The sequence below is a fragment of the Polaromonas glacialis genome (genome assembly GCF_000709345.1).
GTDB lineage: Bacteria > Pseudomonadota > Gammaproteobacteria > Burkholderiales > Burkholderiaceae_C > Polaromonas > Polaromonas glacialis.
The window spans coordinates 57,956-82,563 of the sequence record NZ_KL448327.1; the positions used below are offsets into that span (position 1 = coordinate 57,956).

Sequence of the window (24,608 nt, forward strand, 5' to 3'; positions counted from 1 at the left end):
AACTACCTGCTGCAGGGCCAGCGGACAGTAACCATCAACCCCCGCGTAGGTACGCCCGACCAGTTCCTTTTGCGTGTCGCTGTTGTCCATCGCGAAGGTGTCCAGATCCACTGGCGTGTAGCCGCAGCCCAGCGCGCCAAAATCAATGGGCCGCCCTTCAATACGGCTGCCCAGCAGCGCCTGGTTGATCTGCGCGGCCAGTTCAAACCAGTCGCTGGCCTGGGTGTTCAGGCGCTGGCGCAGCGTCGGACTCGACGGCACCGCCTGCAACCCCAGCGCGCGCATGAAAAAAGCGTTACCCCGAAAGCTCTCGATGGCGTCAAAGTCGTTCTTGCCCAGGCACAGCAGCCCGAGGTAGCTCTTGAGGATGTCGCTATTGGCAATGCCCGAGCGGACCGGGAAGGCCGGATCGATCAGCGCGTTGATATTGATGCGCTTGAGGTATTGGCCAATGAAGGCCAGTCCGGCGTGCGAACTCAGGTCGTAGGGCAATCGTTTGATAAGAAAGTCGGTCATGTTCTTAGCTCACCTGCAGGGTGAGCTGAACTTGGCGGCCAACTCATTGATTTCAATAAGGAAACCACCAAAATCTGACAACGAGATCACGGATTCAGGGTTATGTCAACCCAGTGGGCTGGATTGACATAACGCACGTCAGCGCGGTACGCAGCGGGTCTGACCATGAACAATTTCGCGTGCGCTGCCGCTTATGCCGCAGCTAACCTATGGCATTTCCAGGCTCGGCTCCTGAGTTTGCTGTTTTCACGCGCAGCCAAGCCCTGACTTTGGTCGAAGCCTTGCCTCCGACTTTTCTCATCAGAGAAGCCATTTTGGGGGTCAACGCAGAAAGCTGGGGAAAAATCGCACTGCAAGGGTTTTCTCAGCCTTGTAGAGCGACAGGCAGCGGCCGAACACCATGGCGCCTTGACCCAACTGTATGCCGAGCGAATCAGCCGCCTCGAAGCGCACCGTGGAATAACGTTGCCGGCTCGTTCTGATACGGGCGATTCAGAACGAGGCGCCTGCGACGGCGTGCTCAGCGCTGCATCGTTGCCGTGATGCACATACGTGCCGACCGTGCCTTAAGAGCCTGGTGAAGATGCATTCCAAAGCAATCAAACCCGCAAATAACTCACTCCTAACTAAAACGGTTATGTATGCGAATGCAACAAAATGAATAAATTCATGAGCTGGCTTTACATTGAGGGCCAACTACGCAGGAGACGTTCATGCAAAAGTGGATCGGACCGCTGAAAATATTCAGCCATGTCGTGGTGCTGTTGATGCTGGTGGCTATTTTGTATGCTGCCTTTATCTCGATCAAATACTGGTCCGGCATCAGTGTCTAGGAGCACCGCGCCATGAACAAACGACAAACCCGCCTGTTTGCCATCGGCTCCTCGCTGCTGGCCGCCCTGGTGTTCATCGGCCTGACGCTGGACAGCCACCGGCAGTTCGGCAAGCTCACCCATGCCGAAAACATCACGCCGGCCGTCACCCGCGGCAAGGATGTCTGGCACAAGAACAACTGCATCAACTGCCACACCCTGTTTGGCGAAGGCGCCTATTACGCGCCCGACCTGACCAAGATCACCCAGCACCGGGGCGAGGCCTACCTGACGGCCTACCTTCAGGATCCGTCCAAGTTCTACGACGAGAACCGCCACCGCCGGCTGATGCCCAAGCAGGACCTGAGCCCGACCGACATCAGCGACCTGATCGCCTTCATGGACTGGGTCAGCAAGGTGGACAACCAGGGCTGGCCGCCCCGTCCCATCCTGGTGACCGGCGCGTCCTTGCCTGGCTCGGACATGTCGGTGGCCCAGCAAAGCGCGGCAGCCCTGGGTGGCAGCACGGCGGCAACGCCTCCCGGAGCACGGCCCGTCGCTGGCGACGACAACCCGATGGCTCTGGGCGAAAAACTGTTTCGCAGCGCCACGCCGGCCTGCACCGCCTGCCACTCGGTGGCACCGGGCGTCAACATGGCCGGGCCGTCGCTGGCAGGCCTGTCGGCGCGCACCCAGGCCTTGCTGGCGTCAAGCGACTACAAGGGCAAGGCCAAGGACCTGGCGGGCTATATCCACGAAGCCATCGCCGAGCCCAGCGCGCATGTGGTTCCCGGCCCGATGTATTCGGCCAACGGCGCATCCTTCATGCCAACGACCTATGCCAAGGACCTGACGCCGGCGCAGATCGACCAGCTCGTCGCCTACCTGTCCTCGCTCAAGTAACGTGCAGCGCGCGTTGGCCCCGCGCCTGCGCCAGTTCACCATTCCCCGTCCTGGTTCGCCTTTCATTCGCCTTTCATTCGCCTATTAGTCGCTTTTTCTCGCCGGAGTCCGCCATGAGATACAAATCGCAATCCGTCGCCTACTGGTATTTCGCCGTGGCGCTGGCCCTGTTCGGCCTGCAGCTGGTGTTCGGCCTGCTGTCGGCCGCCAAGTACCTGGGGCCCGACCCGCTGCTGTACATCCTGCCCTTTGACGTGACCAAGATGATCCACACCAATTTGCTGATCGTCTGGGTTCTCACCGGCTTCATGGGCGCAACCTACTGGATGGTGCCGGACGAATCGCGCACCGAGCTGTACAGCACCAAGCTGGCCTATGTCCAGCTGGTGCTGTGGACGCTGATGGGCGTGGCCACCGTCGTTGGCTACCTGTTTCGTTACGGCACCGGCAACAAGCTGCTCGAGCAGCCGCTGCCGTCGAAGATCGTCATCGTCATCGTGATGCTGATGTTCCTCTACAACATCGCCATGACCATCCGCAACTCGGGCCGCTTCACCACCACCGAGGGCGTGCTGATCGGCGGCCTCGGCCTGGCCGCGCTGCTTTACCTGCCGGCGCTGCTGGAGTACGAGAACTACACCGTGGCCATCTTCTACCGCTGGTGGACTATCCACCTGTGGGTCGAGGGCGTGTGGGAAATGATCCAGGGGGGCTTCCTGGCCTACCTGCTGATTCGCCTGTCGGGCGCCGACCGCGAGGTAATGGAAAAGTGGCTGTACGTCATCGTCGGCCTGGTGTTCATCGCCGGCATCCTGGGCACCGCCCACCACTATTACTGGGTAGGGGTGCCCAGCTACTGGCTGCCGATTGGCGGGGTTTTCAGCGCGCTCGAACCGCTGGCGCTGGTCGGCATGGCGATGTACGCGTACTCGGCCATCCGTCGCTCGGGCCTGGCCCATCCCAACAAGCTGGCCCTGCACTGGACTGTGGGCAGCGCGGTGTTCACCCTGTTCGGCGCCGGCCTGCTGGGCCTGGCGCACACCTTTCCCAGCGTCAACAAATGGACGCACGGCACCTTGATCACCGCCATGCACGGCCATGCGGCGTTTTATGGTGCCTACGCGATGATCGTGCTGGCGATGATTACCTACGCCCTGCCGGCCTTCACCCGCCGGCCGGAGGAAGGCACGGCGATGGGCTATACCTCCTTCTGGATGCAGATCGCCGGCATGTTCGGCATGACGCTGTCGTTTGCCACCGCAGGCATCGGCCAGGTGTACCTGGAGCGCATCATGGGCATGGGCTACCTCGATGCGCAGCTGAAGATCCAGATCCATTTCGTGATGCTGATCATCACCGCGTCCATCTTCGCCATCGGCGTGGCGCTGTTCATCATTGATTTTTTCCGCTACAGCCCGGTATTTGAAGTAAGCAGCGACCCCGAGCCGGGACTGCGGCCCGTTAAGCCAGCGCGTCCGGCACGACCAGCCATGGCCTGAGCAGGTGAACGCCGAGCCGATGGCCCCAGTGCCGCAAGCCGTGCAAGCCCCCTACTACCTGCCCACCGGCCAGGAGGTGGCGGTGTTCGAGCAATGCTATGCGCGCCAGCTGGCGGTCATGCTCAAGGGACCCACTGGCTGCGGCAAGACGCGCTTTGTCGAGTACATGGCCTGGCGGCTGGGTCGCCCGCTCATCACCATTGCCTGCCACGACGACCTGAGCGCCAGCGACCTGATCGGCCGCTTCCTGATCCGCCACGATGGCACCGCTTGGCAGGACGGCCCGCTGACCCGGGCGGTGCGCGAAGGCGCGATTTGCTACCTCGACGAGGTGGTCGAGGCGCGCCAGGACACGGTGGTGGTGCTGCATCCGCTGACCGACCACCGGCGCATGCTGCCCATCGACAAGACCGGCGAAGTGGTGGCGGCGGCCGAAGGCTTCCAGCTGGTGGTGTCGTACAACCCCGGCTACCAGCGCATGCTCAAGGACATGAAGCCCAGCACCCGCCAGCGCTTTGTCGCACTCGACTTCGACTTTCCGCCGGCCGACCTGGAAGCGGCCATCGTCCTCCATGAAGGCGGCGTCGAGCCCCCCATGGCGCGCGGCCTGGTCGCCCTGGGCCAGCGGTTGCGCGGTCTGCGGGACCGGGGCCTGGCCGAAGTGCCGAGCACCCGCCTCTTGATCGCGGCGGCAAGGCTCATCGCCTCAGGCATTGCCGTGCCCCAGGCCTGCCATGCGGCTATCGTATCGCCCCTGTCGGACGAACCGTCGCTGGTTAGCGCCATGCGCGACCTGGTGGACGCGCTGTTCGTCTAGGTAGACACGGCAGCGCTCCATGGCCGAGGCGGAAGACGTCATCACCGATGCGGCGCGGCATGCCACGGTGTATGCGCAGGCGCTGTGGCGCCGCCACCGTCCCGCGCCGGCCGGACCGGCAGCGCTGCAACTCGCCGACATGGCGCGGCGGCTCGACCTGCTGGTCGCCGCAGCGTTCGGCCTGAGCCTGACGCTGCGTGCGGCGCAGCCGCCGGCACGGCCTTCATGGATTGGCCGAAAGCTGCTCAGGCACCAGTTGCCGGTGGGGCACCAGGCGATTCCGGCCACTGACGGGCGCAGTATTTGGCTGCCGGCGTCGCTCGAGGCCGGGCCATCCGGCACAGCCTCGGCGGCTGCGCGATATTGCACGCTGGCGCTGCAGCAGGCCATGCGCGCGGAACGCGGCAGCCCCAAGCATCTTCCAGGCGATGCGCCGCAGTTGGAGCGCGAACTGTATTTGCTGCTCGAAGCACGGGCGGCCGATGCGGCGCTGGCCAGCCGATTACCAGGAATGGCCGCCGCGCTGGTCGCGTTACGGAAGGAGGCACTGGCGCTGAGGCCGCCACTGGAGGCCTTTCCGGCGTCCTTGCGGCTCATCGAGCAGTTGGCGCGCGCCGCGCTCGCGCCCGGCGGCGACACCGTATTCACCGCCCGATTGCCAGGCGACCTCGATGCCGGCCTGTTTGCACTGCCGGCCAGCCCGGCGCAAGCCAACACCCAGGCCCGTGCGCTGGCCAGCGCGCTAGGCGGCAGCGCCGCGTCGGCACTCAGGGGCACGCGCCTGCTGTGGCGCGACGCATGGACCGGCGACCTGCGCGCAACGCCGCCGCTCCCGCAGGCTGGCGGCCAGAGCGCCGGCGGGGACGACGACAGCGAAGGCAGCCCATCGCCGCGCAGCGCCCGCCTGTCCCGCCGGCCCGAGGTGCGTGACAACCCCGAGGACGAGGACGACGGCCAGCCCGGCGCCTGGATGGTGCAAACCGCCCAGCCCCAGGAAAAGGCCGAAGACCCGATGGGCCTGCAGCGCCCGACCGACCGCGACCAGACCACCGCATCCGAGGACTTTGCCGATGCCCTGTCCGAACTGCCCGAGGCTAGGTTAGTGTCAGCGCCCGGCAAGCCGAAGGAAGTGTTGATTTCCGACGACCCGCCTGAAGCGCGCACCCATCGCGGCGCGGACGCTCAGCCGGGCCAGGCGCCGGAAAAGCGCCACTACCCCGAATGGGACTGGCGCCTGCGCGCCTACCGCGACCCGGGCGCCACGGTGCTGCTGCTGCCCGCGCCCTTTGGGCCGCAGCAATGGGTGGACGACACGCTGGCGGCGCGCCGCAGCATGCTGCATGAAATCCGCCGCCGCTTTGAGCTGCTGCGCGCCCAGCGGACCCGCCTGCGCAGGCAGCTCGATGGCGACGACATCGACCTGCAGGCCTACATAGAAAGCCAGGCCGACTTTCGCGCCGGCCTGCCGATGGCCCAGCGCCTTTACCAGACCGAGCGGCGCAGCCGGCGCGACATGGCGGTGATGCTGCTGGTCGATGTCAGCGGCTCGACCGACGGCTGGATTACCGCCGACAAGCGCATCATCGACGTCGAGCGCGAAGCCCTGCTGCTGGTGTGCCTGGCGCTCGACGGCATGGCCGACCCGTACAGCGTGCTGGCTTTTTCAGGCGAAGGGCCCCAGGCGGTGGTTGTGCGCAGCATCAAGCGGTTTGACGAGCGCTATGACAGCGCGGTCGCGCAGCGCATCGCCGGCCTGGAGCCCGAGCACTATACCCGCGCCGGCGCCGCCCTGCGCCACGCCTGCAGCCTGCTGATGCGCGAGCCCGCCGAGCACCGGCTGCTGCTGCTGCTTTCCGACGGCAAACCGAACGACGTGGACGACTACGAAGGCCGCTACGGTGTCGAGGACATGCGCCAGGCCGTGCTTGAAGCCAAGCTGCAGGGCATTTCGCCGTTCTGCCTGACGATTGATCGCCAAGCGGCCAACTACCTGCCGGCGGTGTTCGGGCCGCATCACTATGCCCTGCTGCCCCGGCCCGAGCTGCTGCCTGGTGTGCTGCTGGACTGGCTGCGCCGGCTGGTGGCGGCATGATTGCAGGCTGCTGGAGCGATTTTTAGCGCACGCCCTGTCAGCCAACCTTGCCGCACGCCACTTGACGCATTGCACGCCGGCCACCGATCAATCTCTACCTTCGGTCTCAACAAACTATTGTTAAACGGACATGGGTTGTAACAGATTAAAAAATACATTTCAAATGCATTTAAATTGGTAAAATAACATTCATATTAAATACATGTTTAAGGACTTCCTATCATGAATGCATGACTTTCGGCCACTACTTTGTGTACTCACCTGAAAAATTAACAGATTTTTGCGAAAAGTAGCGACATTTCATTTCTCAAGTAATTTGATGCATCTGAATGAAGAGATCAAAAGCGAAGCCGCTTGGTCAATATTGTAAAAAAATAAGACTAAGCGTTCCAGCGTACGGACAGAGTTTCGGCTCCCATTTCAAGATAAAGAGCCCAAATTCCGAGTTGCTAATCGTCCCTGGTCACGCCCAGCACTTTCGAAGTCAACACTGCACCACTTTTCGTGGAAAGCGCAACGGTGACTTCATCCATAAATTCGATGACCCGCATGAAGCGGGCAGCGCATTTTCCAGATACCAATTTAGGAATCACTCATGAAAACCGAACAAAAAAACCAGCACGACGAAGACTTGGCCAAGGGCAAAAGTCGTCGAAATTTTCTCAGCAGAAGTGCGCTGCTGGGATTGACGGGTGCCGGCGTGTCGCTGGGTCTGGCCGGCTGCAAGGATGAAGTCGCGACCAAACCGGCTGCAGCCGCTGCAGCAGCGCCAGCGGCCGGGCATGAACTGGCGCCCGGACAGCTCGATGACTACTATCACTTTTCCAGTGGCGGCCACTCCGGCGAAGCGCGGATTCTGGGCATGCCTTCAGGCCGTACCTTGCGCCGAATCCCGATCTTCAACATCGATCCGATGGTGGGCTGGGGCATCACGAATGAGTCCAAGGCGATCATGGGCACCAAGCCCGATGGCAGCCTGAAGTACACCACCGGCGATACCCATCATGTGCATGGCAGCTACAAGGACGGCACCTACGACGGCCGCTGGCTGTTCACCAATGACAAGATCCATTCCCGGCTGGCCCGCATCCGCATGGACACCATGGAATGCGACAAGATCACCGAATTGCCCAACGTGATGGGGTTTCACGGCATTTTTACTGACAAGCGCGATCCAGTGGACCAAGCCATCAACTACACGACGCGCGTGTTCTGCGGACAGGAATTCCATACCCCGCTGCCCAACGATGGCCGCGACCTGGATGACCCAAGCAAATGGGGTTGCCTGTTCACCTGCGTGGATGCCGCCACGATGGACGTGCGCTGGCAGTGCCGGATCGACGGCAACATGGAACTGGTGGCCACCTCGTATGACGGCAAGCTGGCCGGCTCGACCAACTACAACACCGAAAACGCGCCTGACCTGGCCGGAATGATGACGGCCGAGCGCGATGCCTGCACGTTCTTCCACATCGAGCGCATCGAAAAACTCGTCAAGGAGGGGAAATTCACCACCATCGGCAGCTCCAAGGTGCCGGTGGTCGATGGCCGCAAGGCCGCCAATCCAGACCCGAAGACAGCCGTCACCTGCTATGTCCCGCTGGGCAAAAATCCGCACGGCGTGAACGCCTCGCCGGACGGAAAATATTTTGTCACCGCCGACAAACTCTCGCCCACCGCCTCGGTGATCGAGCTGTCCCTGGTGCTGAAATGGTTTGACGGCGAATTGAAAGAGCTGCGTGAAGTCGTCGTAGCCCAGCCTGAGATCGGCCTGGGACCGCTGCACACCGCTTTTGACGGCAAGGGCAATGCCTACACCTCGCTGTTTCTCGACAGCCAGGTTGTCAAGTGGAACGTCGCAGCAGCTATAGCGCAGTTCAAGGGCGACAAGGCCGCCAAGGTTGTGCTTGACAAGATGGACGTGAATTTTCAGCCCGGCCATGGTTACTCGTCGATGGGCGAAACCAAGGAAGCGGATGGCAAGTACATGAATTCCGGCAACAAGTTTTCCAAGGACCGCTTCCTGCCCGTCGGCCCATTGCATCCGGAAACCGAGCAACTGATCAACATCAGCGGCGAAAAGATGGTGACGCTGGCAGAGCACACGGCTTACCCCGAGCCGCATGACGGCATCATCGTGCGCCGCGACGTGGTCAAGACGCGCCAGATCTACAACATGGATGATTTCCCAAATGCGGTCAAGGCCGAGAACGCCGGAATCGAGCGCAAGGGCAACAAGGTCCATGTGCGCCTGATGTCACAGGCGCCAGCCTTCAGCATGCCGGTCATCAAGATCAAGAAGGGCGACGAAGTCACTATCACCCTGACCAACTATGACAAGGTCGAGGACCTGACGCATGGCTGTGCGATTCCGACCTACAACATCTGTTTTATCGTCAACCCGCAGGAAACCAAGTCCGTCACGTTCAAGGCGGACCGCGTGGGTGCCTACTGGATTTACTGCACGCACTTCTGCCACGCCCTGCACCTTGAAATGCGCAGCCGCTTGTTGATCGAGGCGTAATTTCGCGCCAGATGCAACCTTGGCAAGGTGTGTGCCACGCACCTTGCCAAGCCTCAAACAGCGTTCAACCCAACGCTGACGCGATCGGACCGTAGTTTTATGGAACATTCAGTTTTCCGCAGGCGCCTGCTGCGCCCCCTGCTCATCGTCCTGGCCTTCATGCTCTGCCTGCCATTTGCGGCACAGGCCGAGGCGACCGTTTACGACGCCGAGCTGTCCGAGCAATTGAAGCACGGACCGGACCTGTGCGCGGCAGCGCCTTGCCGCGATGTCATGCCCGCCGCACAGCAGTTTTCCAAGCGCAAGGGCGCGCCCAATTATGTTGAAGCGTACGCCGTCGAAGGCGACAAGACGCGCCTGGTGGGCTATGTTTTTCTTTCAACCGACGTGGTCGATATTCCCGCCTATTCGGGCAAGCCGGTTGTCACGCTGATTGGCATGGACACCCGCGGCATCATCACCGGGGTGCGTGTGCTCAAGCACTCGGAACCCATCCTGCTGGCCGGAATTCCCGAGTCCGCACTGCTTAAATTCATTGCCCAGTATGTCGGCAAAGCCGCCGACGCCAAGCTGGTGATCGGCCGCGACCGGGAAGGCGATGACGCCATCGGGCTGGACGCCATCAGCGGCGCGACCGTCACCGCGATTGCCGAAAACCAGGTGATCTCACGCAGTGCCTACGAGATCGGCAAACAGGTTGGCCTCATCAAGAGCACGCCCCGGCCGCCAGCGCGCTTTACGCAGCTGAAAGAGGAGCCGCTGGACTGGGCCGGCTTGCTCAAGGAAGGCAGCGTGCAGCATCTGGTGGTGACGGCATCCGACATGGGTCTGCCGGATCAGTCCCAGTCGTACATGGATTTGTATTTCGGTTACCTCAATGTCCCGGCAATTGGCAACAGCCTGCTGGGTGAACGCGGCTACCAGAGGCTGATGCAGGACCTGAAGCCGGACGAACATGCGATCTTCATCATCGGCAACGGGCAGGAGACCTTCAAGGGCTCCGGCTACGTGCGCGGCGGCATTTACGACCGGGTGCAGGTGCGCCAGGACCCGATGACCTTCACATTCATGGATACCGACTACCAGAATCTTTACGGTCTGCAGCCCGCCGGTGTGCCAGGCTTTAAAGAGTCGGCGATTTTCATCATTCGCTCGGCCAGTTTCAATCCGGCCTGGCCATGGCAGCTGACGGTGCTGGCCAACAAGGTCAATCCCGCAACCGGCAGCAAAACCTTTGTGCACTTCGACCAGGAACTGTGGCTGCCTGCGCGCTATCTGGAGGGCGGTCGCCCGCATGTGGACCGCCCGGAAGCAGCGTGGAAGTCGATCTGGAAAAATCAAAAGCTTGAAATCACCCTGTTTGTCCTCCTCCTGGGCGTGACCGCACTGGTGTATTCGCTGCGCGACAAGCTGGTGCGCAGATCGAGCCGCAAACACAAGCCGTGGACAGCGGTGCCGCATCACCTGATATGGATTGCCAGTGTGGCCTTCCTGGGCTTTTACCTCAAGGCGCAACCGAGCATCACGCAGGTGATGACCTGGTTCCATTCGATGCTGAACCAGTGGAAGTGGGAGCTGTTCCTGTCGGACCCGTTCATCTTCATCTTCTGGCTGTTCATCGTCGTCACGGTGCTGGTGTGGGGGCGCGGTGTGTTCTGCGGCTGGCTATGCCCGTTCGGCTCGCTGCAGCAGCTCGCGCACAGCGCCGGCAAGTGGCTTGGCCTGAAGCGTTTTCAGCGCCTGCTGCCCAAACCGCTGCACGACAAGCTCAAATGGATCAAGTACGGCGTGTTTTTTGTCCTGCTCGGCGTGTCTTTTTATTGGATGGAAACGGCCGAAAAGCTGGCTGAAATCGAGCCTTTCAAGACGACCTTCATCGTCGGCGTGTGGAACCGCACCTGGCCATTCTGGCTGTTCGTTGGCGGCATTCTGGGCTGGTCTTTCCTCAGCGAGCGTCCGTATTGCAAATACATTTGCCCGCTGGGCGCCGGCCTGGCCATCCCCGGAAAGTTCCCATTGTCCGGTTTGAAGCGCAAGGCAGAATGCCAGACCTGCCATGCGTGCGCCGCCGGCTGCGGCTCCCATGCGATTGATGCTGCCGGCAAGATCGACCCGATGGAATGCATGCTGTGCCTCGACTGCATGGTCCTGTATTACGACGACCATGCCTGTCCGCCGCTGGTCAAGGAGCGCAAGACACGCGAGAAGCAAGGCCTGCCGCTGACCGCCATCAATGCCAAGGGCTACTTCATTCCGCTGGACAGCGTGCGCCGCAATCTGTCCGAAAAAACGGCGGAACTGGCTGAAAGGAAAGCCTGACGTGAACAAGGCGGTAGCCGCGCTTTATGCCTGGACGTCCAGGGCCGTGTTGCTCGCCGCTAGCCTGGCGCTGTCTGTCAACATGGCCTGGGGCGCTGTGCTGCTGGTCAAGCCTGGCGAATCGATTGCCGCAACCATCCGTGCGGCCCAGCCTGGCGATACCGTTCAGGTGGCGCAAGGCGTTTACGCCGGACAACTGCTGATCGACAAGCCGATCACGCTGCAAGGCCTTGGCCGACCGACCCTGAGCGCGCAAGGCAGCGGCGACGTGATCCGGGTGCGCGCGGCTGACGTGAGCATCGACGGCTTCATCATCCGGGACAGCGGCATCGACCTGGCGGCCAAGAACTCAGGCGTTCATGTCGAACCCGCCTCGGACCGGGTAAGGATCAGCAACAACTCGCTGCCCTACAACCTGTTCGGCGTGTGGCTGGAAAGCGTCAAGGACGCGCGCGTCGTGAACAACATCATCACTGGCAAGCGTGATTTGCCGTCGGCGGCACGCGGCGACGGCATTCAGGTGTTCAACACCAGCAATGTGCAAATCATCGACAACAACATCAGTTACGCACGCGACGGCATTTATGTGGATGTCTCCCGCAATGCCTTGTTTCGGGGCAACAAGATTCATCACCTGCGTTATGGCACGCACTACATGAACACCAACCACAGCACCTGGGAAAACAACGAGTCCTACCTCAATCGCGGCGGCCTGGCGCTGATGGAAGTGCGCGATCTGACCGTGCGCAACAACAAAGCCTGGGGCAACGCCGACCACGGCATCATGCTGCGCACGATTCAGGACTCGGTGATTGAAAACAACGTCGTTGCCGGCAACGGGCGCGGTTTTTTCATTTATGACGCCGAATACAACACCGTGCGGGACAACCTGGTCATTGGCAACCGCGTGGGCATCCACCTGACGGCCGGCTCCGGCAACAACAAGGTCGATGGCAATGACTTCATCAGCAACCAGGAGCAAATCAAATACGTTGCTGCGCGCGATGTGCAATGGGGCCGCGACCGGGGCAACTACTGGAGCAATTACAGCGGCTGGGATCAAAATGCCGACGGCATCGGCGACATGGCTTATGAAGCCAATGATGTAGTGGACCGGCTTAACTGGCAATACCCGCTGCTCAAGCTGCTGCTGACCAGCCCTTCGATACAGACGCTGCGCTTTGTCGCGCGCCAGTTCCCGGTGCTGCGCGCGCCCAGTATTGTGGACAAGCATCCGCGCATGCAGCCTGCGCATCAGGACTGGAGGCGCTGGAGTGATAAATGAAAAAATGGCGGGCACGGCTGAAGTGATCCAAAAAACCAACGTGATCGAAGTGGCCGATGTCAGCAAGATTTATGGCGACATCACGGCGCTGGACGGCATCAGCCTGTCGGTGGTGCAAGGCGAGATGTTCGGCTTGATCGGTCCCAACGGGGCCGGCAAAAGCACGCTGTTCAAGCTCATGCTGGGACTCATCTCGCCGACGTCAGGCAGCATCCGGGTGCATGGCGTGCCCATCGATGGCCGCGACTTCAGGGCGGTGCGGCGGCGCATCGGCTACCTGCCTGAAAGCTTTGTCACCTACGACAATTTGACGGGCCTGGAAATACTGCGTCTGTTTGCCGATCTGAAGCAGGTGCCGCGTAGCAGTTGCGCGGCGCTACTGGAGCGCGTCGGGCTGGCGGATGCAGCGGGGCGGCGGGTCAGCGGGTATTCCAAGGGCATGCGCCAGCGACTGGGCTTTGCGCAGGTGCTGCTGGGCAAGCCGGACCTGATTTTTCTGGACGAACCGACCAACGGCCTGGACCCGCAGGGAATCCATGATTTTTACCAGATCCTGCGCCAGGTACAGGCGCAAGGCGCCACCATCATCCTGACCTCGCACATTCTGGCCGAGATCCAGGAGCGGGTGGACCGCCTGGTGATTTTGCAAACCGGACAGATTGCCGCGCAGGGAACGCTGGCGCAGTTGCGCACGCAGCGCGTCCTGCCGTCGGTCATCGAAGTGACGCTGGCGCCCGGCCAGCAAGCCCGCATAGAGGCCGGGCTGGCGCGCATGGCCGGGCTGCAAATCACCATGAACGGCCAGCACGCGCGCATTTCCTGTCTGCCGGCGCAAAAAGTCGCGGTGTTCGAACTGCTGTTTGGGCTTGGCGGTGCGGTGCAGGACATTGCGGTGCGCGAGCCGTCGCTGGAAGACCTGTTTCTGGGTTATGGGGAGCAGCATGTTCAAGCACATTGAGTGGGCACAGGTTCGCGTCATCGCGGCCAAGGAATGGCGCGAGCGCATCCGCAACTCGTGGGTTCTCGCGGTGGCGGTGATTTTTGCGCTGTTTGCGCTGGCGATTGCCTACTTCGGTTCGGCGCAGCAAGGCAGCATTGGCTTTCACGGTATCGATGTCACCATCTCCAGCCTGGTCAGCCTGGTGATTTACCTGGTGCCGCTGATCGCCATGATCCTGGGCTACGACGCCATCGTCGGCGAGAGGGAACGCGGCTCGCTGGAGTTGCTGCTGTCAATGCCGATCACCCGCTTTGAAATTTTGCTCGGAAAGTACCTGGGCTTGTCGGCCGCCCTGGCCTGCGCCACGGCGATTGGCTTTGGCGCAGGCTTGCTGCCTTTGGCAAACCAGCTGGGCACGCGCGATTTTTACCATTACGCAGGTTTTGTTTTCTCTGCCGTCCTGATGGGCATGGCTTTCCTGAGCCTGTCGCTGTGGCTGTCCGTGGTGTCGCAAGACCGCATGCGTGCCAGCGGCATGGCGATCGGGACCTGGTTCTTCTTCGTGCTGGTGTTTGACCTGCTGCTGATGGGTCTGCTGGTGGCCAGCAAGGGCAGCCTGAGCAGCACCGTTTTCGCCGGCTTGCTGATGCTCAACCCGGCCGATGTGTTCCGGCTGCTGAACATCTTCAGTTCGCAGCAGGTGCAGACGATGTATGGCCTGGCCACCGTCATGCCGGGCAGCCTGACCAACCCGATGGTGCTGATGAGCATCATGCTGGGCTGGATCATCGTGCCCTTCCTATTCGCCAACTGGAGATTCAAATGAAAGCGATCAATACCGCCAGGCGCCAGGGCCTGCGCACATCCATCCAATGGGCCGGCGCCCTGGCCCTGCTGGCACTGCTTCCGGCCTGCAACCGCGCCCTTCAGCCAGCAGTGGCGCTGGAGCCCGGCAGCGACACCGCCTGCGTGGTCGATGGCATGGTGCTCAAAGACTTTCCAGGTCCCAAAGGGCAGGTTCACTATGCCGAAGGCGCACCCGACTTTTACTGTGACCTGGTCGAGCTGTTTACCGCACTGCTCATGCCGGAGCAAAAACGCCCGCCCAGCGCCGTGTTTGTGCAGGACATGGGCAAGACCGACTGGGATCATCCAGAGGCGAACTGGATTGATGCCAAAACGGCCTTCTACGTGACCGGAAGCCGCAAACGCGGCTCCATGGGGCCGACCTTCGGCTCGTTTTCCAGCCAGCTGGACGCCGACAACTTTGCCAAAAAAGAAGGCGGCCAAACGATGCGCTTTGCGCAAATCACACCCGACATGGTCAACCTGACCGGCGGTATGGCGCACGACGCCACGATGTCGCGTTGAGGTAGCCCGCTTGAAACACGAATTCACCCCCGCCATGGAAACCTTGACCCCAGCGCCCCTGAGCGCCGAAGAACTGCAGGCTTTGTTTGCAGAAACCAACTATCGCCTGCGTGAATCGCGCAAGGCGGTTTTGCAGCGTTACGCGGTGCAAAGTGAAGCCGGGTTGCTCGCGCAAATCGGGCAAGCCCGTGTGGCCGAACATCCCGCTTATGAGCTTTACCTGAGTGCGCTGATTCTGGAACAAACCCGCATGCAGATCAGGGCGGAAATGGTGTCGCAACTCGGTCCCGCCAATGCCGCCAATGAAATTGATTTACCGTCCATCAGCGTGCATTTGGGACTCCGGCAACAGCTGCAAACCCATTACGCGTCACGCCTCTCTGAACCGGTCCAACTGGCACAGGATGCCTTGATGCTGTCGTTTGATACCGGACTGAAGGTGGAAGTGCGCTATTTCAGCCGTCAGGAATATTCCATCGGCTGGTCCTGGGATGGCTTCGAATTGCGAATCGATACCGCGCCCTCGCATCCCGACTGCACGACACGACCTCACCATCTGCACAGGGAAGACGGCACGCTGGCGCCAGACAGCGCAACGTTGCCTGGTACGGACTGCTGGCTCAACCTGTCCGGGCTGCTGGACCGCTTGCTGTCAGACCCTTTGCTGGCAGCGCCGTCCTTCCTTGGCGCGAAACCCGCCTGACTGGAAATCATTGCGCTTGAAATGCCTAACAATTTTTGCTACTTAATTTATAGCTGCTTGCGCAATCCCAGTATGAGCAAGAGGCACATTTAATGCTGAAAACTCGTTTATTGGTCAAAATAAATGTGCTTTAAAAAATGCGGCAACGGATTGCGCCGCCACAACAGGGAGCCTGGCAAGGAGCACGGCGCCCATCGAGTCAACTGCAATTCATCCCCTCACCCCGTCTTTCAATCTTTTCAACCTTTTCAACCTTTTCAACCCCGACAGGAAATCAAATCATGAACGCCTACAAATTATTGCCCCTCGTCCTGGTTGCGGCTCTGGCCGCGTGCGGCGAAAAAGCCCCAACGACCAGCGAATCGGCAGCACCGGCAGCGGTGACGCCAGCGGCAACAGCGCCGGTCACGCCACCGGCGCCAATCGTCGCTGCCGCACCGCCGGCCGCAGCGGCAGCCAAGGGTCCGGCGCCCAGCGCGGAAGTGCTGGCCCAGGGCGAAAAAATCTACACCGCGACCTGCCTGGCCTGCCATGGCGCAGGCGTGCTGGGCGCTCCGAAATTTGGCGACAAGGCCTTGTGGGCGCCGCGCATTGCCAAGGGAATGGACACGCTCTACACCAATTCGATCAATGGCATCAACATGATGCCGGCGCGCGGCGGCAATGCTGCCTTGAAGGATGACGAGATGAAGGCCGCCGTTGACTACATGGTCAGCAAGGCAAGTTGATTTGACCAAGGAAGCGTCGGCCAGTCTGGCTTGACGCTCCCTTGCCCGAAAAGGTGTCTCGTCCATGTTTCCTAAAATCCTGCTCACCATCATCAAGTCCCTGGCCAGCGCCCTGCTGGTGCTGTCGTGGCCCAGCAGCCACGCCGCCAATGACGCCATCCACCGCATTCCGGGTTACGTGTTCGGGACCCCGGTCGAGGTCGCGATTTACGGCGAGCCGGAAGCGCGCGCGAATCTACTGGGCGCGCGCGTGCTGAGCGAGTTCGACCGGCTGCACCACAAGTTCCATGCCTGGGAGCCCAGCGCACTGACCGCCCTGAACGACAGCATTGCACGGGGCGAGTCGTACCAGGCCGATGCCGAAATGGTCAGCCTGCTGCAGACGGCCACGCAACTGGCCGAGCGATCGGACAATTTATTCAACCCGGCGATCGGTCACCTGATCCGCCTGTGGGGATTCCAGAGCAGCGACATCACGGAGCAGTCGCCCGCGCCGGCGGAAATCAGGCGCTGGGTCGATGCCAATCCGCGCATGTCCGACCTGCGCTACAACGGCCTGCAGGTTTCAAGCCGCAACAAGGCGGTCATGATCGACTTGGGCGGCTATGCCAAAGGGTATGCGCTGGACCAGGCGGCGCGGATTTTGCGCGATGCCGGCGTGAATGCAGCGCTGATCAACGTGGGCGGCAATGTGCTGGCTGTTGGCCAGCCGGGCGACCGGCCCTGGAAGGTCGGCATCCGGAACCCGCGCGGCGAGGGCACGGTGGCGGCGGTGGAACTGCATGACAACGAAGCGATGGGGACCAGCGGCGACTACCAGCGTTATTTCATGAAGAACGGCAAGCGCCATCCGCACATCATCGACGGCCGCACCGGGCAAACCATCGACCTGGTGGCGTCGGTGACGATCATCACGTCCGGCGGCGCTGATGCTGGCTTGCGCTCGGACGGGAATTCCAAGCCGCTGTTCATCGCCGGCCCGCTGCATTGGCGCGCAACGGCGCAGCGGCTCGGCCTGAACGAAGTCATGCTGATCGATGCCAACCGGAATGTCGAGATGACGCCGGCCATGCGCGAGCGGATCGCGGCAGGAAAAACGGCTGAAACGGCAAAGCGGCCGCGCATGCGCTGATCCGCATACAGCTGAAAAGCACCTGCCGAAAGTGGCAAAACCGGTATGGGAAAGCCATCGACCAGGTGAACGCTACGCTTGGCCGGCTGACCTGCAAATCGGCGGCGCGGGCCGTGCGCTCCGAGAGGTGCGCATGAAGGCATCGACCGTCGACCCCGCGCCGGCGCCGAACGCCTGATCGGACGAAAGCAACAACTCGGCATTGAGTGCTCTGGTCAATGCCAAGACGGGGTGCAACGGATGGCAAAGTGGCTCATTCTCCAGCTCAAAAGACACAGGTCCACTTATAAGCCAGGCCCAAAACCAATTGCATTATGTTTTGACCCCGGATTCGTAAGCTTTTCAGCCTAGATCACAACTTACAAGTTGTGAGCCACGATCGTATTGGACACCAAGGCATGTTTGCTTTGGTATCAAGAAAGGGCCTGCGAGACCGACCACCAGTGCCAGGCGGCCCACGCTATTCCAACCCAGACTGTCAGCACCAAAGCGATACCCCACAAGTTGCGCGGTTTCGCCCCCTCTCGCGCCATCCACTCAGCGCCCTGCTGGCGGCACTCGGCCAATACTGCCGCAGGCGTCAAGCGAATCGCCAGCCAGATCAGGCCCGGAAGCAGCAGCACGTCGTCCACATATCCCAGCACCGGGATGAAGTCTGGAATCAGGTCGATCGGGCTTAAGGCGTAGGCCACTACAAAACCCCCAAGCGCCTTGGCATACCACGGAGTGAGTGGGTGCTTGCACGCAAACCACAGCGTGACACCGTCTCGTTTGAGTTGTTTGGCCCAGCCGCGCAAGGCAGTAAATATGTTCACAAAAACCTCCAAAAACTTCTTATCAAAATTCAGTCATGCTTTGACAATGTCGAGTTTATGAGTCGGGCACTGCCAAAACTTTATTCCCGGCAACGCGATGTGCCCAATAGGTGTAGCGACCTGCATTCAAAAACAGTCCGACCTGCAATCAACAGTTTTTTCGACCAGAATTAACTGCGTCCAGCGGACTTCTCAAACCAGAGATAACTGCGAATGAACCTGCATTTACCGACGCCGGCCTGCATTCCATCGGCGCGAGCCAGCAATAATTGCGAATGAATTTCAGGTCAGATAAGCAAAAACAGGCACCCTGAGATTTACTGCGAACTACAACTTCGCAGCAGTAGCAGTCATTGCGGATTGACTGCTATCGAGCGAGTTCGCAACATTCTTCGGAAATGACCTTCAGGCCCTCTCATACCAGTCCTTGCTGTTATTCACGATGTACACCACCAACAGCATCACCGGTACTTCAATCAGAACGCCAACCACTGTGGCCAGCGCTGCCCCAGAGTTGAATCCGAACAGGCTGATGGCAGCGGCCACCGCCAGTTCAAAGAAATTGGAGGCGCCAATCAGCGCGGATGGGCAAGCGATGCTGTGCTTCTCACCGACCGCACGGTTGAGCCAATAGGCCAATGCTGAGTTGAAGAACACCTGAATCAGTATGGGCACGGCCAACAGGCCAATCACCAACGGCTGCTTCAAGATGGCTTCGCCTTGGAAGGCAAAGAGCAAGACCAGCGTCGCTAAAAGCGCCGTGATTGACCAGGGTCCAATCTTGGCCATCGCGGCATCAAAAGCCGCTGTGCCTTTAGCCAGCAGGATTTTGCGCAGCCACTGAGCCAGGAGGACGGGTATCACGATGTAGAGCACCACCGAGGTCAGCAAGGTATCCCAAGGCACGGTGATGGCCGAGAGTCCAAGCAGGAATGCCACCAAAGGTGCAAAAGCAATCACCATGATGCTGTCGTTCAGTGCCACTTGCGACAGCGTGAACAGTGGGTCTCCCCCTGTCAGCCTGCTCCAGACAAACACCATGGCAGTACAGGGTGCTGCCGCCAGCAAAATGAGTCCGGCGATATAGCTGTCGAGTTGGTCAGGCGGCAAAAGCGGGGCAAACCAATGGCGGATGAAAAGCCAACCCAGAAATGCCATTGAAAACGGCTTGACCAGCCAGTTCACAAACAGGGTGACGCCAATGCCCTTGACGTGCTTGCGTACCTCTCCCAGTGCTGCGAAATCCACTTTCACCAGCATCGGAATAATCATCACCCAGATGAGCAATCCCACCGGCAGGTTGACCTTGGCAAGCTCCATGCGTCCAATGGCCTGAAATAGATCTGGCAAGAGTTGTCCCATTGCGATGCCTGCCACGATGCACAGGAATACCCAGACGGTCAGATACCGCTCGAACACGCTCATGGGCGCGACTGCCGCCTGCTGGCCAAGCGTCATTTGATTGCTGCTCATGTCGGGACTCAACTCTTGGCGAGGTCACGGGCTGTTCCTTGCAGAACTCCCTTTGCCAACTTGCTTGTTGGCAGACTGATGAGCAGCGCCAAGCGGCGTTTCATCGCATGCATGGTCTTGCGGAAGGCTTCGAGTTTTTCAGCATCTGAGCCATCACCTTCGGATGGGTCGGGGTACCCCCAATGTGCGGTGGCAGGGTGACCCGGCCAGATGGGGCACACCTCACCGGCCGCGTTATCGCAGACGGTGATGATGAGGTCCATCTTGGGGGCGTCAAGGATTGCGAACTCATCCCAGCTTTTGCTGCGCAGTCCTTCAATGGAAATACCCGCCTTTTGCAGGATCTGCAGACCCAAAGGGTTAGGCTGCTGGTTTTCTCGTGGGCTGCTACCGGCGGAATAGGCTTTGAAACCGCTCTTGCCCATGCTATTTAGCAAAGCCTCAGCCAGGATGCTGCGCGCTGAGTTATGGGTACAGAGAAACAGGACGTTCAGGCAAGACATTGTGGTCATGGATTAGCAGCAAGAAGAGGTTGTTGATGGCTTGGGGCCGCAGCAGGAAGGTTTTGCGGCAGATTCAGCGGTGGGCGTGCAGCCGGCAGAAGCGGTCGCATCATTGCCAGCCGGCGCGCAGCATGTGGGTTCGGTCTTGGTAGCTCCTGGCGCTGGAGCACAGCATGCGCCAGCCGCCACGGACTTGTCCGCCTCGTTGAATACGGGAATGTTGCCCAGCGTGTGAAAGTGCTCCCACGCAATGCCCTGGGGGTCAGTAATCCAGTGTTTTTCACTGCGGGCATAGCAGCATGTGGTGGCACCCTCATCGAGCAGGCTCATGTCTGCAGATTGCGCACGCACTTTGAGTTCCTCCAGTTCCGAGGCATCGTCCACCTGAAAACCCAGATGGTCCAGACCGGGCTTGGCGCCGCGGGTGGAGATGGCGAAATTCACGCGCGGGTCATCAAGCATCCACTTTGCGTAATCTGCCTCCACCCGTGCCGGCTCGGATGCGAACAGCTTGGAATAAAAGGCAACACTTTTGACCAAATCGTCGACGTGAACATGGACGTGGAATCTTTTCATGGCGTTTCTCCTTTTTAGCAGTGGCAAGCGGTGGCGTCGGAGGTCAGGCAGCCCTCGCCAGCGCAGCAGTTTTCGGTGAGGTAGCCCAACAGCTCGTTCATGGCGTCAAACGATGCGCGGTAAATCAGGTTGCGCCCTTGGCGCTCCTGGGTCACGAGCCCGGCCTGCACGAGCTCCTTCAGATGGAAGGACAGGAGTGCCGGCGTCATCCCGAGCTTGTCCAGGATGACCCCAGGCGTGAGCCCCTCTTTTCCCGCCACCACAAGGGCGCGAAAGACCCGAAGGCGAACTTCTTGCGCTAGCGCAGCAAGTGAGCGAACAACGTCAACTTCTTTCATACAGAAATAATACAATAGTTTTGGAAGTATTTTATGACAGACGTGTGACGACCCTTTTTGCGGTCATGGGTGCGGGCATTTCCTGCGCCTCAACTTGGAGGATTTCGTATGGACATCGTTGTTTTGGGTTCGGGATGCAGCAAATGCCATAGCACCGCTGGATTGGTGGAGCGTGTGGCCAAGGGCTTGGGCGTCCCAGTGAACATCACGCTCAATGAGCGCAAAGAAGACCGAGAGCGCTTTGGCATTCATGCTACCCCCGCCGTTATGGTTGATGGCAAGCTCGTCCACAGTGGCGGCATTCCTTCCCATGAGAGGGTGCAAGTCTGGCTGACACCGACGCCACTGGAGCTGCTCAAGCAGCCCACGAGGCACCTGTTTTTTACCGGCAAGGGTGGAGTGGGCAAGACTTCTCTGTCCACGGCAGTAGCCCTTCATTTGGCAGACTGCGGAAAGAAGGTACTTCTGGTCAGTACCGACTCTGCCTCCAACCTGGATGAGATGCTGGGCGTTCCTCTGAGCAACCATCCCACCCCCGTGCCGGGAGCGCCTGGCTTGTCTGTCCTCAATATTGACCCGGACGCGGCGGCTGAGGCCTATCGGCAACGTGTTGTCGACCAAATGGCGCAAGACGCCACCACCGCAGAAATCTCGACCGTGCGCGAACAGCTGTCCGGCGCCTGCACGACCGAGATTGCATCCTTCGATGAGTTCTCTTCACTGCTTGCCGATAAAAACCAAGAGTACGACCACATTGTTTTTGACACAGCACCGACCGGCCACACTCTGCGGTTGCTGAGCTTGCCCAAAGCCTGGAGCGGTTTTCTGGCCAATAACGATCAGGGGGCGTCCTGCCTTGGACCGCATTCGGGCTTGAAGATGCAAGAGATTCGCTTCAAAGCTGCACTCGATGCCTTGTCCAATCCTGCGCTGACCTCAGTCGTGTTGGTGACCCGGCCCGACAAAGGCGCCATCGCAGAAGCTTCCCGTACGTCCGATGAGTTGAAGGCGCTGGGGTTGAACAACCAGAGGCTGGTCGTCAATGCCGTGTTCCATGCGAGCAACAAGGCCGACGAGGTCGCCAATGCGTTTGAAGCGCTGGGAACACAAGCCCTTGATGAAATGCCGGACAACCTGCGCGAGCTCCCGCAAGACCAGGTTCCATTGCGCGCCTTCGATACCGTCGGACTCCCGGCCCTGCGCGCATTGCTCGTTACCAGCAAGCAAGCAGACCTGGGGAACAAGGCATTGGTCGCACCAACGATGAAACAAGGAATGGGCTTGGCTGCGCTGGCCGATACGCTGGCAATGGCTGGACACGGCCTCATCATGGTCATGGGCAAAGGCGGTGTCGGCAAGACAACGGTTGCTGCGGCCCTCGCATTGGGCTTGGTTCAACGCGGCAAAACCGTACACCTGAGCACCACTGACCCGGCCGCCCACCTAGCTGGAACACTGGACGGCGCTGTGGAAGGCCTTCGGGTCGACCGGATTGACCCCATTGTTGAGACCCAGCGCTATGTCGACAAAATCATGGCCACCAAAGGTGCCGGTCTGAACGAGCAGGAGCGGGCGTTGATGTTCGAAGACCTCAAGTCACCGTGCACGGAAGAGGTCGCCGTCTTTCATGCGTTTTCGCGCGTGGTGAGTGAAGCGCGTAGTGCCTTTGTGGTGTTGGATACCGCCCCTACCGGCCACTCGATGCTGCTGATGGACGCCACCGGTGCGTACCACCGTCAGATGGTGCGAGAACTTGAAAATCACGGCACAGCCCGTCTGGTCACACCGTTAATGCGTTTGCAAGACCCCGAGTACACCAAAATCATTCTGGTGACTCTCCCAGAGACCACGCCCGTACTGCAGGCTCAAGCGCTACAGGAGGACCTTCGCAGAGCTCAAATTGAGCCCTTCGCCTGGGTCATTAACAAAAGCATATTGGCCGCCGACACGCATGACCCCCTATTGCAAGCCAGATTGACGGGTGAAGCCAAACAGATGGCGAGGGTCGAAAATGACTTGGCCAAGAAGGCCTACGTATTGCCGTGGCTTGCGCACCCACCCATTGGCGTAGAGGCGCTGGGCAAGCTGGTCGCCTGATTTGATGGCGATTTGTAGGCGGGCCTACGCGAATGTCGGGTATTAGGATGGCAGACGCGTGAACGATAGAACCGCTTCCAGCGTCTATGCTGACGGTGAAATTTCAGGGTTTTTGGATGTTGTTGTGCAATCGCGCTGGCTAGCGTTTTTGGATCGGAATGACTGGCAAGGTCAGGGCCGGCATATGTAAAGCGTTTGTTATGCTTGCCGCGCTGCCAGAGGGTGTCCAAAAAACGAGGGGTTTTTGCACCCTCGCAAACCAGATGCGAAAAACGGCTGTGATCCGTAGGCCGGCACTCCATCATCCCTTTCCACTATTCAAAATCCAGCGTGACTGTTCAGCCCTCCTGAATTGCAGCCCAAGGGGTTTATGTCAAACTTGAAGCCGTGCAAGAACCAGACGCTACTGCCGACCTGACGCTCCAGGCCATGAACGAGAAAGCCCAAGCGCTGCAAGGGCAAGTGCAGGCGCTCACGAGCGAAGTCGAAAGACTGCGTTTGCGCATCAAGGAGCTCGAAGGCCAGGCATCGAAGAACAGCAAGAACTCGAGCAAGCCGCCATCTTCGGACGGCTTGAAAAAGACGACCTCGCTGCGCGTGGCCTCGGGCAGGAAGCCGGGCGGTCAGGCCGGGCACGCGGGCAAGACGTTGGAGCAAACAGACAGGCCAGACATCGTCATCCGGCATGCGCTGCCCGAGCGCTGCGATGCCTGCCAGGCGACGCTGTCCAATAGTGATGCGCAAGTTCACCGGCGCGGCCAGGTGTTTGACATCCCGGCCGTGCGTTTTGAGGTGGTGGAGTTCCAGACGCTGCAACTGCGCTGCCCGTGCGGCAAGCTCCACGAGAACGAGTTTGCGCCCGAAGTGTGTGAAGTCGCGCAATACGGCCCGAACGTGCGGGCGCTGGCGGTGCACCTGACGCAGGGCCAGTTGCTGCCTTTCGCGCGGGCGGGCGAACTCATCAAGGACCTGTATGGACTGGACATCTCGCCGGCCACGCTGGTGCAGTGGGTGCACGAGGCCGCGCAGGCGCTGGTGCCCACGGTGCAGGCCATCGTGCAAAGCGTGCAGGCCGCAGCGGTGGTGCATGTCGATGAATCGGGCCTGCGCGTAGCGTCTTGCCTGCAGTGGCTGCATACGGCCGCCACGGCCACCCACACTTGGT

At 60.3% G+C, this 24,608-nt stretch carries 20 protein-coding genes and 1 pseudogene; 15 read left to right on the top strand and 6 right to left on the bottom strand.

Features of this window, described 5'->3' with window-relative positions:
* Positions 1 to 516 (bottom strand): annotated as a pseudogene (locus tag EC86_RS29695) (IS1380-like element ISCARN34 family transposase); the annotation flags it as partial.
* Positions 517 to 1,361: 845 nt separating this feature from the next.
* Between EC86_RS29695 and EC86_RS0124630 the strand changes: the two are divergent.
* From EC86_RS0124630 to EC86_RS0124690, 13 genes are all read left to right on the top strand, one after another.
* Positions 1,362 to 2,231, top strand: coding sequence for a c-type cytochrome (locus EC86_RS0124630; RefSeq protein ID WP_029528407.1), 870 nt, complete (start codon positions 1,362 to 1,364; stop codon positions 2,229 to 2,231).
* A 113-nt stretch (positions 2,232 to 2,344) separates the two neighbouring features.
* On the top strand, positions 2,345 to 3,730 hold the full coding sequence (locus EC86_RS0124635) for a cbb3-type cytochrome c oxidase subunit I (protein ID WP_029528408.1): 1,386 nt from the start codon (positions 2,345 to 2,347) through the stop codon (positions 3,728 to 3,730).
* Positions 3,731 to 3,749: 19 nt separating this feature from the next.
* On the top strand, positions 3,750 to 4,547 hold the full coding sequence (locus EC86_RS0124640) for a CbbQ/NirQ/NorQ/GpvN family protein (protein WP_029528409.1): 798 nt from the start codon (positions 3,750 to 3,752) through the stop codon (positions 4,545 to 4,547).
* A gap of 19 nt (positions 4,548 to 4,566) precedes the next feature.
* Complete coding sequence (locus EC86_RS0124645) at positions 4,567 to 6,639, top strand: nitric oxide reductase activation protein NorD (protein ID WP_029528410.1); 2,073 nt, start codon at positions 4,567 to 4,569, stop codon at positions 6,637 to 6,639.
* Positions 6,640 to 7,234: 595 nt separating this feature from the next.
* Complete coding sequence (gene nosZ / locus EC86_RS0124650) at positions 7,235 to 9,163, top strand: TAT-dependent nitrous-oxide reductase (RefSeq protein WP_029528411.1); 1,929 nt, start codon at positions 7,235 to 7,237, stop codon at positions 9,161 to 9,163.
* Positions 9,164 to 9,292: 129 nt separating this feature from the next.
* Entirely contained in the window at positions 9,293 to 11,482 is a 2,190-nt protein-coding gene (locus EC86_RS0124655) for a 4Fe-4S binding protein (protein WP_408633938.1), read from the top strand.
* An 82-nt stretch (positions 11,483 to 11,564) separates the two neighbouring features.
* Positions 11,565 to 12,767: a nitrous oxide reductase family maturation protein NosD gene (locus tag EC86_RS0124660; protein ID WP_051676388.1), complete on the top strand. Its 1,203-nt coding sequence runs from the start codon at positions 11,565 to 11,567 to the stop codon at positions 12,765 to 12,767.
* A 4-nt stretch (positions 12,768 to 12,771) separates the two neighbouring features.
* Positions 12,772 to 13,725 carry an ABC transporter ATP-binding protein gene (locus tag EC86_RS0124665; protein ID WP_029528414.1) on the top strand — a complete coding sequence of 318 codons (954 nt, stop codon included), beginning with the start codon at positions 12,772 to 12,774 and terminating at the stop codon, positions 13,723 to 13,725.
* Entirely contained in the window at positions 13,709 to 14,533 is an 825-nt protein-coding gene (locus EC86_RS0124670; protein WP_198026915.1) for an ABC transporter permease, read from the top strand. The genes EC86_RS0124665 and EC86_RS0124670 overlap by 17 nt, the downstream gene beginning before the upstream one ends.
* Positions 14,530 to 15,078, top strand: a complete 549-nt coding sequence (locus tag EC86_RS0124675; RefSeq protein WP_029528416.1) for a nitrous oxide reductase accessory protein NosL — start codon at positions 14,530 to 14,532, stop codon at positions 15,076 to 15,078. The genes EC86_RS0124670 and EC86_RS0124675 overlap by 4 nt, the downstream gene beginning before the upstream one ends.
* A gap of 34 nt (positions 15,079 to 15,112) precedes the next feature.
* Positions 15,113 to 15,781 (top strand): toxin-antitoxin system TumE family protein, encoded by a 669-nt coding sequence (locus EC86_RS29700; RefSeq protein WP_051676369.1) that lies wholly within the window; start codon positions 15,113 to 15,115, stop codon positions 15,779 to 15,781.
* Between the two features lie 281 nt (positions 15,782 to 16,062).
* Positions 16,063 to 16,509 (top strand): c-type cytochrome, encoded by a 447-nt coding sequence (locus tag EC86_RS0124685; protein ID WP_029528418.1) that lies wholly within the window; start codon positions 16,063 to 16,065, stop codon positions 16,507 to 16,509.
* A 64-nt stretch (positions 16,510 to 16,573) separates the two neighbouring features.
* Positions 16,574 to 17,641 (top strand): FAD:protein FMN transferase, encoded by a 1,068-nt coding sequence (locus tag EC86_RS0124690; protein WP_156955513.1) that lies wholly within the window; start codon positions 16,574 to 16,576, stop codon positions 17,639 to 17,641.
* Between the two features lie 413 nt (positions 17,642 to 18,054).
* On the opposite strand, the gene EC86_RS0124695 is transcribed toward EC86_RS0124690, so the two are convergent.
* From EC86_RS0124695 to EC86_RS0124715, 5 genes are all read right to left on the bottom strand, one after another.
* The gene (locus tag EC86_RS0124695; protein ID WP_029528420.1) at positions 18,055 to 18,456 is read right to left on the bottom strand and encodes a YkvA family protein; all 402 of its coding nucleotides are present in this window, start codon (positions 18,454 to 18,456) and stop codon (positions 18,055 to 18,057) included.
* Positions 18,457 to 18,861: 405 nt separating this feature from the next.
* Positions 18,862 to 19,929: an ACR3 family arsenite efflux transporter gene (arsB, locus tag EC86_RS0124700; RefSeq protein ID WP_036774171.1), complete on the bottom strand. Its 1,068-nt coding sequence runs from the start codon at positions 19,927 to 19,929 to the stop codon at positions 18,862 to 18,864.
* An 8-nt stretch (positions 19,930 to 19,937) separates the two neighbouring features.
* Complete coding sequence (locus EC86_RS0124705; protein ID WP_408633939.1) at positions 19,938 to 20,432, bottom strand: arsenate reductase ArsC; 495 nt, start codon at positions 20,430 to 20,432, stop codon at positions 19,938 to 19,940.
* A 12-nt stretch (positions 20,433 to 20,444) separates the two neighbouring features.
* On the bottom strand, positions 20,445 to 21,008 hold the full coding sequence (locus tag EC86_RS0124710; RefSeq protein ID WP_051676370.1) for an ArsI/CadI family heavy metal resistance metalloenzyme: 564 nt from the start codon (positions 21,006 to 21,008) through the stop codon (positions 20,445 to 20,447).
* Positions 21,009 to 21,022: 14 nt separating this feature from the next.
* Positions 21,023 to 21,346: an ArsR/SmtB family transcription factor gene (locus EC86_RS0124715; protein ID WP_029528424.1), complete on the bottom strand. Its 324-nt coding sequence runs from the start codon at positions 21,344 to 21,346 to the stop codon at positions 21,023 to 21,025.
* A 108-nt stretch (positions 21,347 to 21,454) separates the two neighbouring features.
* Here EC86_RS0124715 and arsA point away from each other — a divergent pair, with 108 nt between their 5' ends.
* A complete protein-coding gene (gene arsA / locus EC86_RS0124720; RefSeq protein ID WP_084181749.1) occupies positions 21,455 to 23,443 on the top strand; it encodes an arsenical pump-driving ATPase in 1,989 nt (662 codons plus the stop codon).
* 387 nt (positions 23,444 to 23,830) lie between these two features.
* The coding region (locus EC86_RS30260; protein WP_232230050.1) for a DUF6444 domain-containing protein at positions 23,831 to 24,608 on the top strand (778 nt) is incomplete at its 3' end.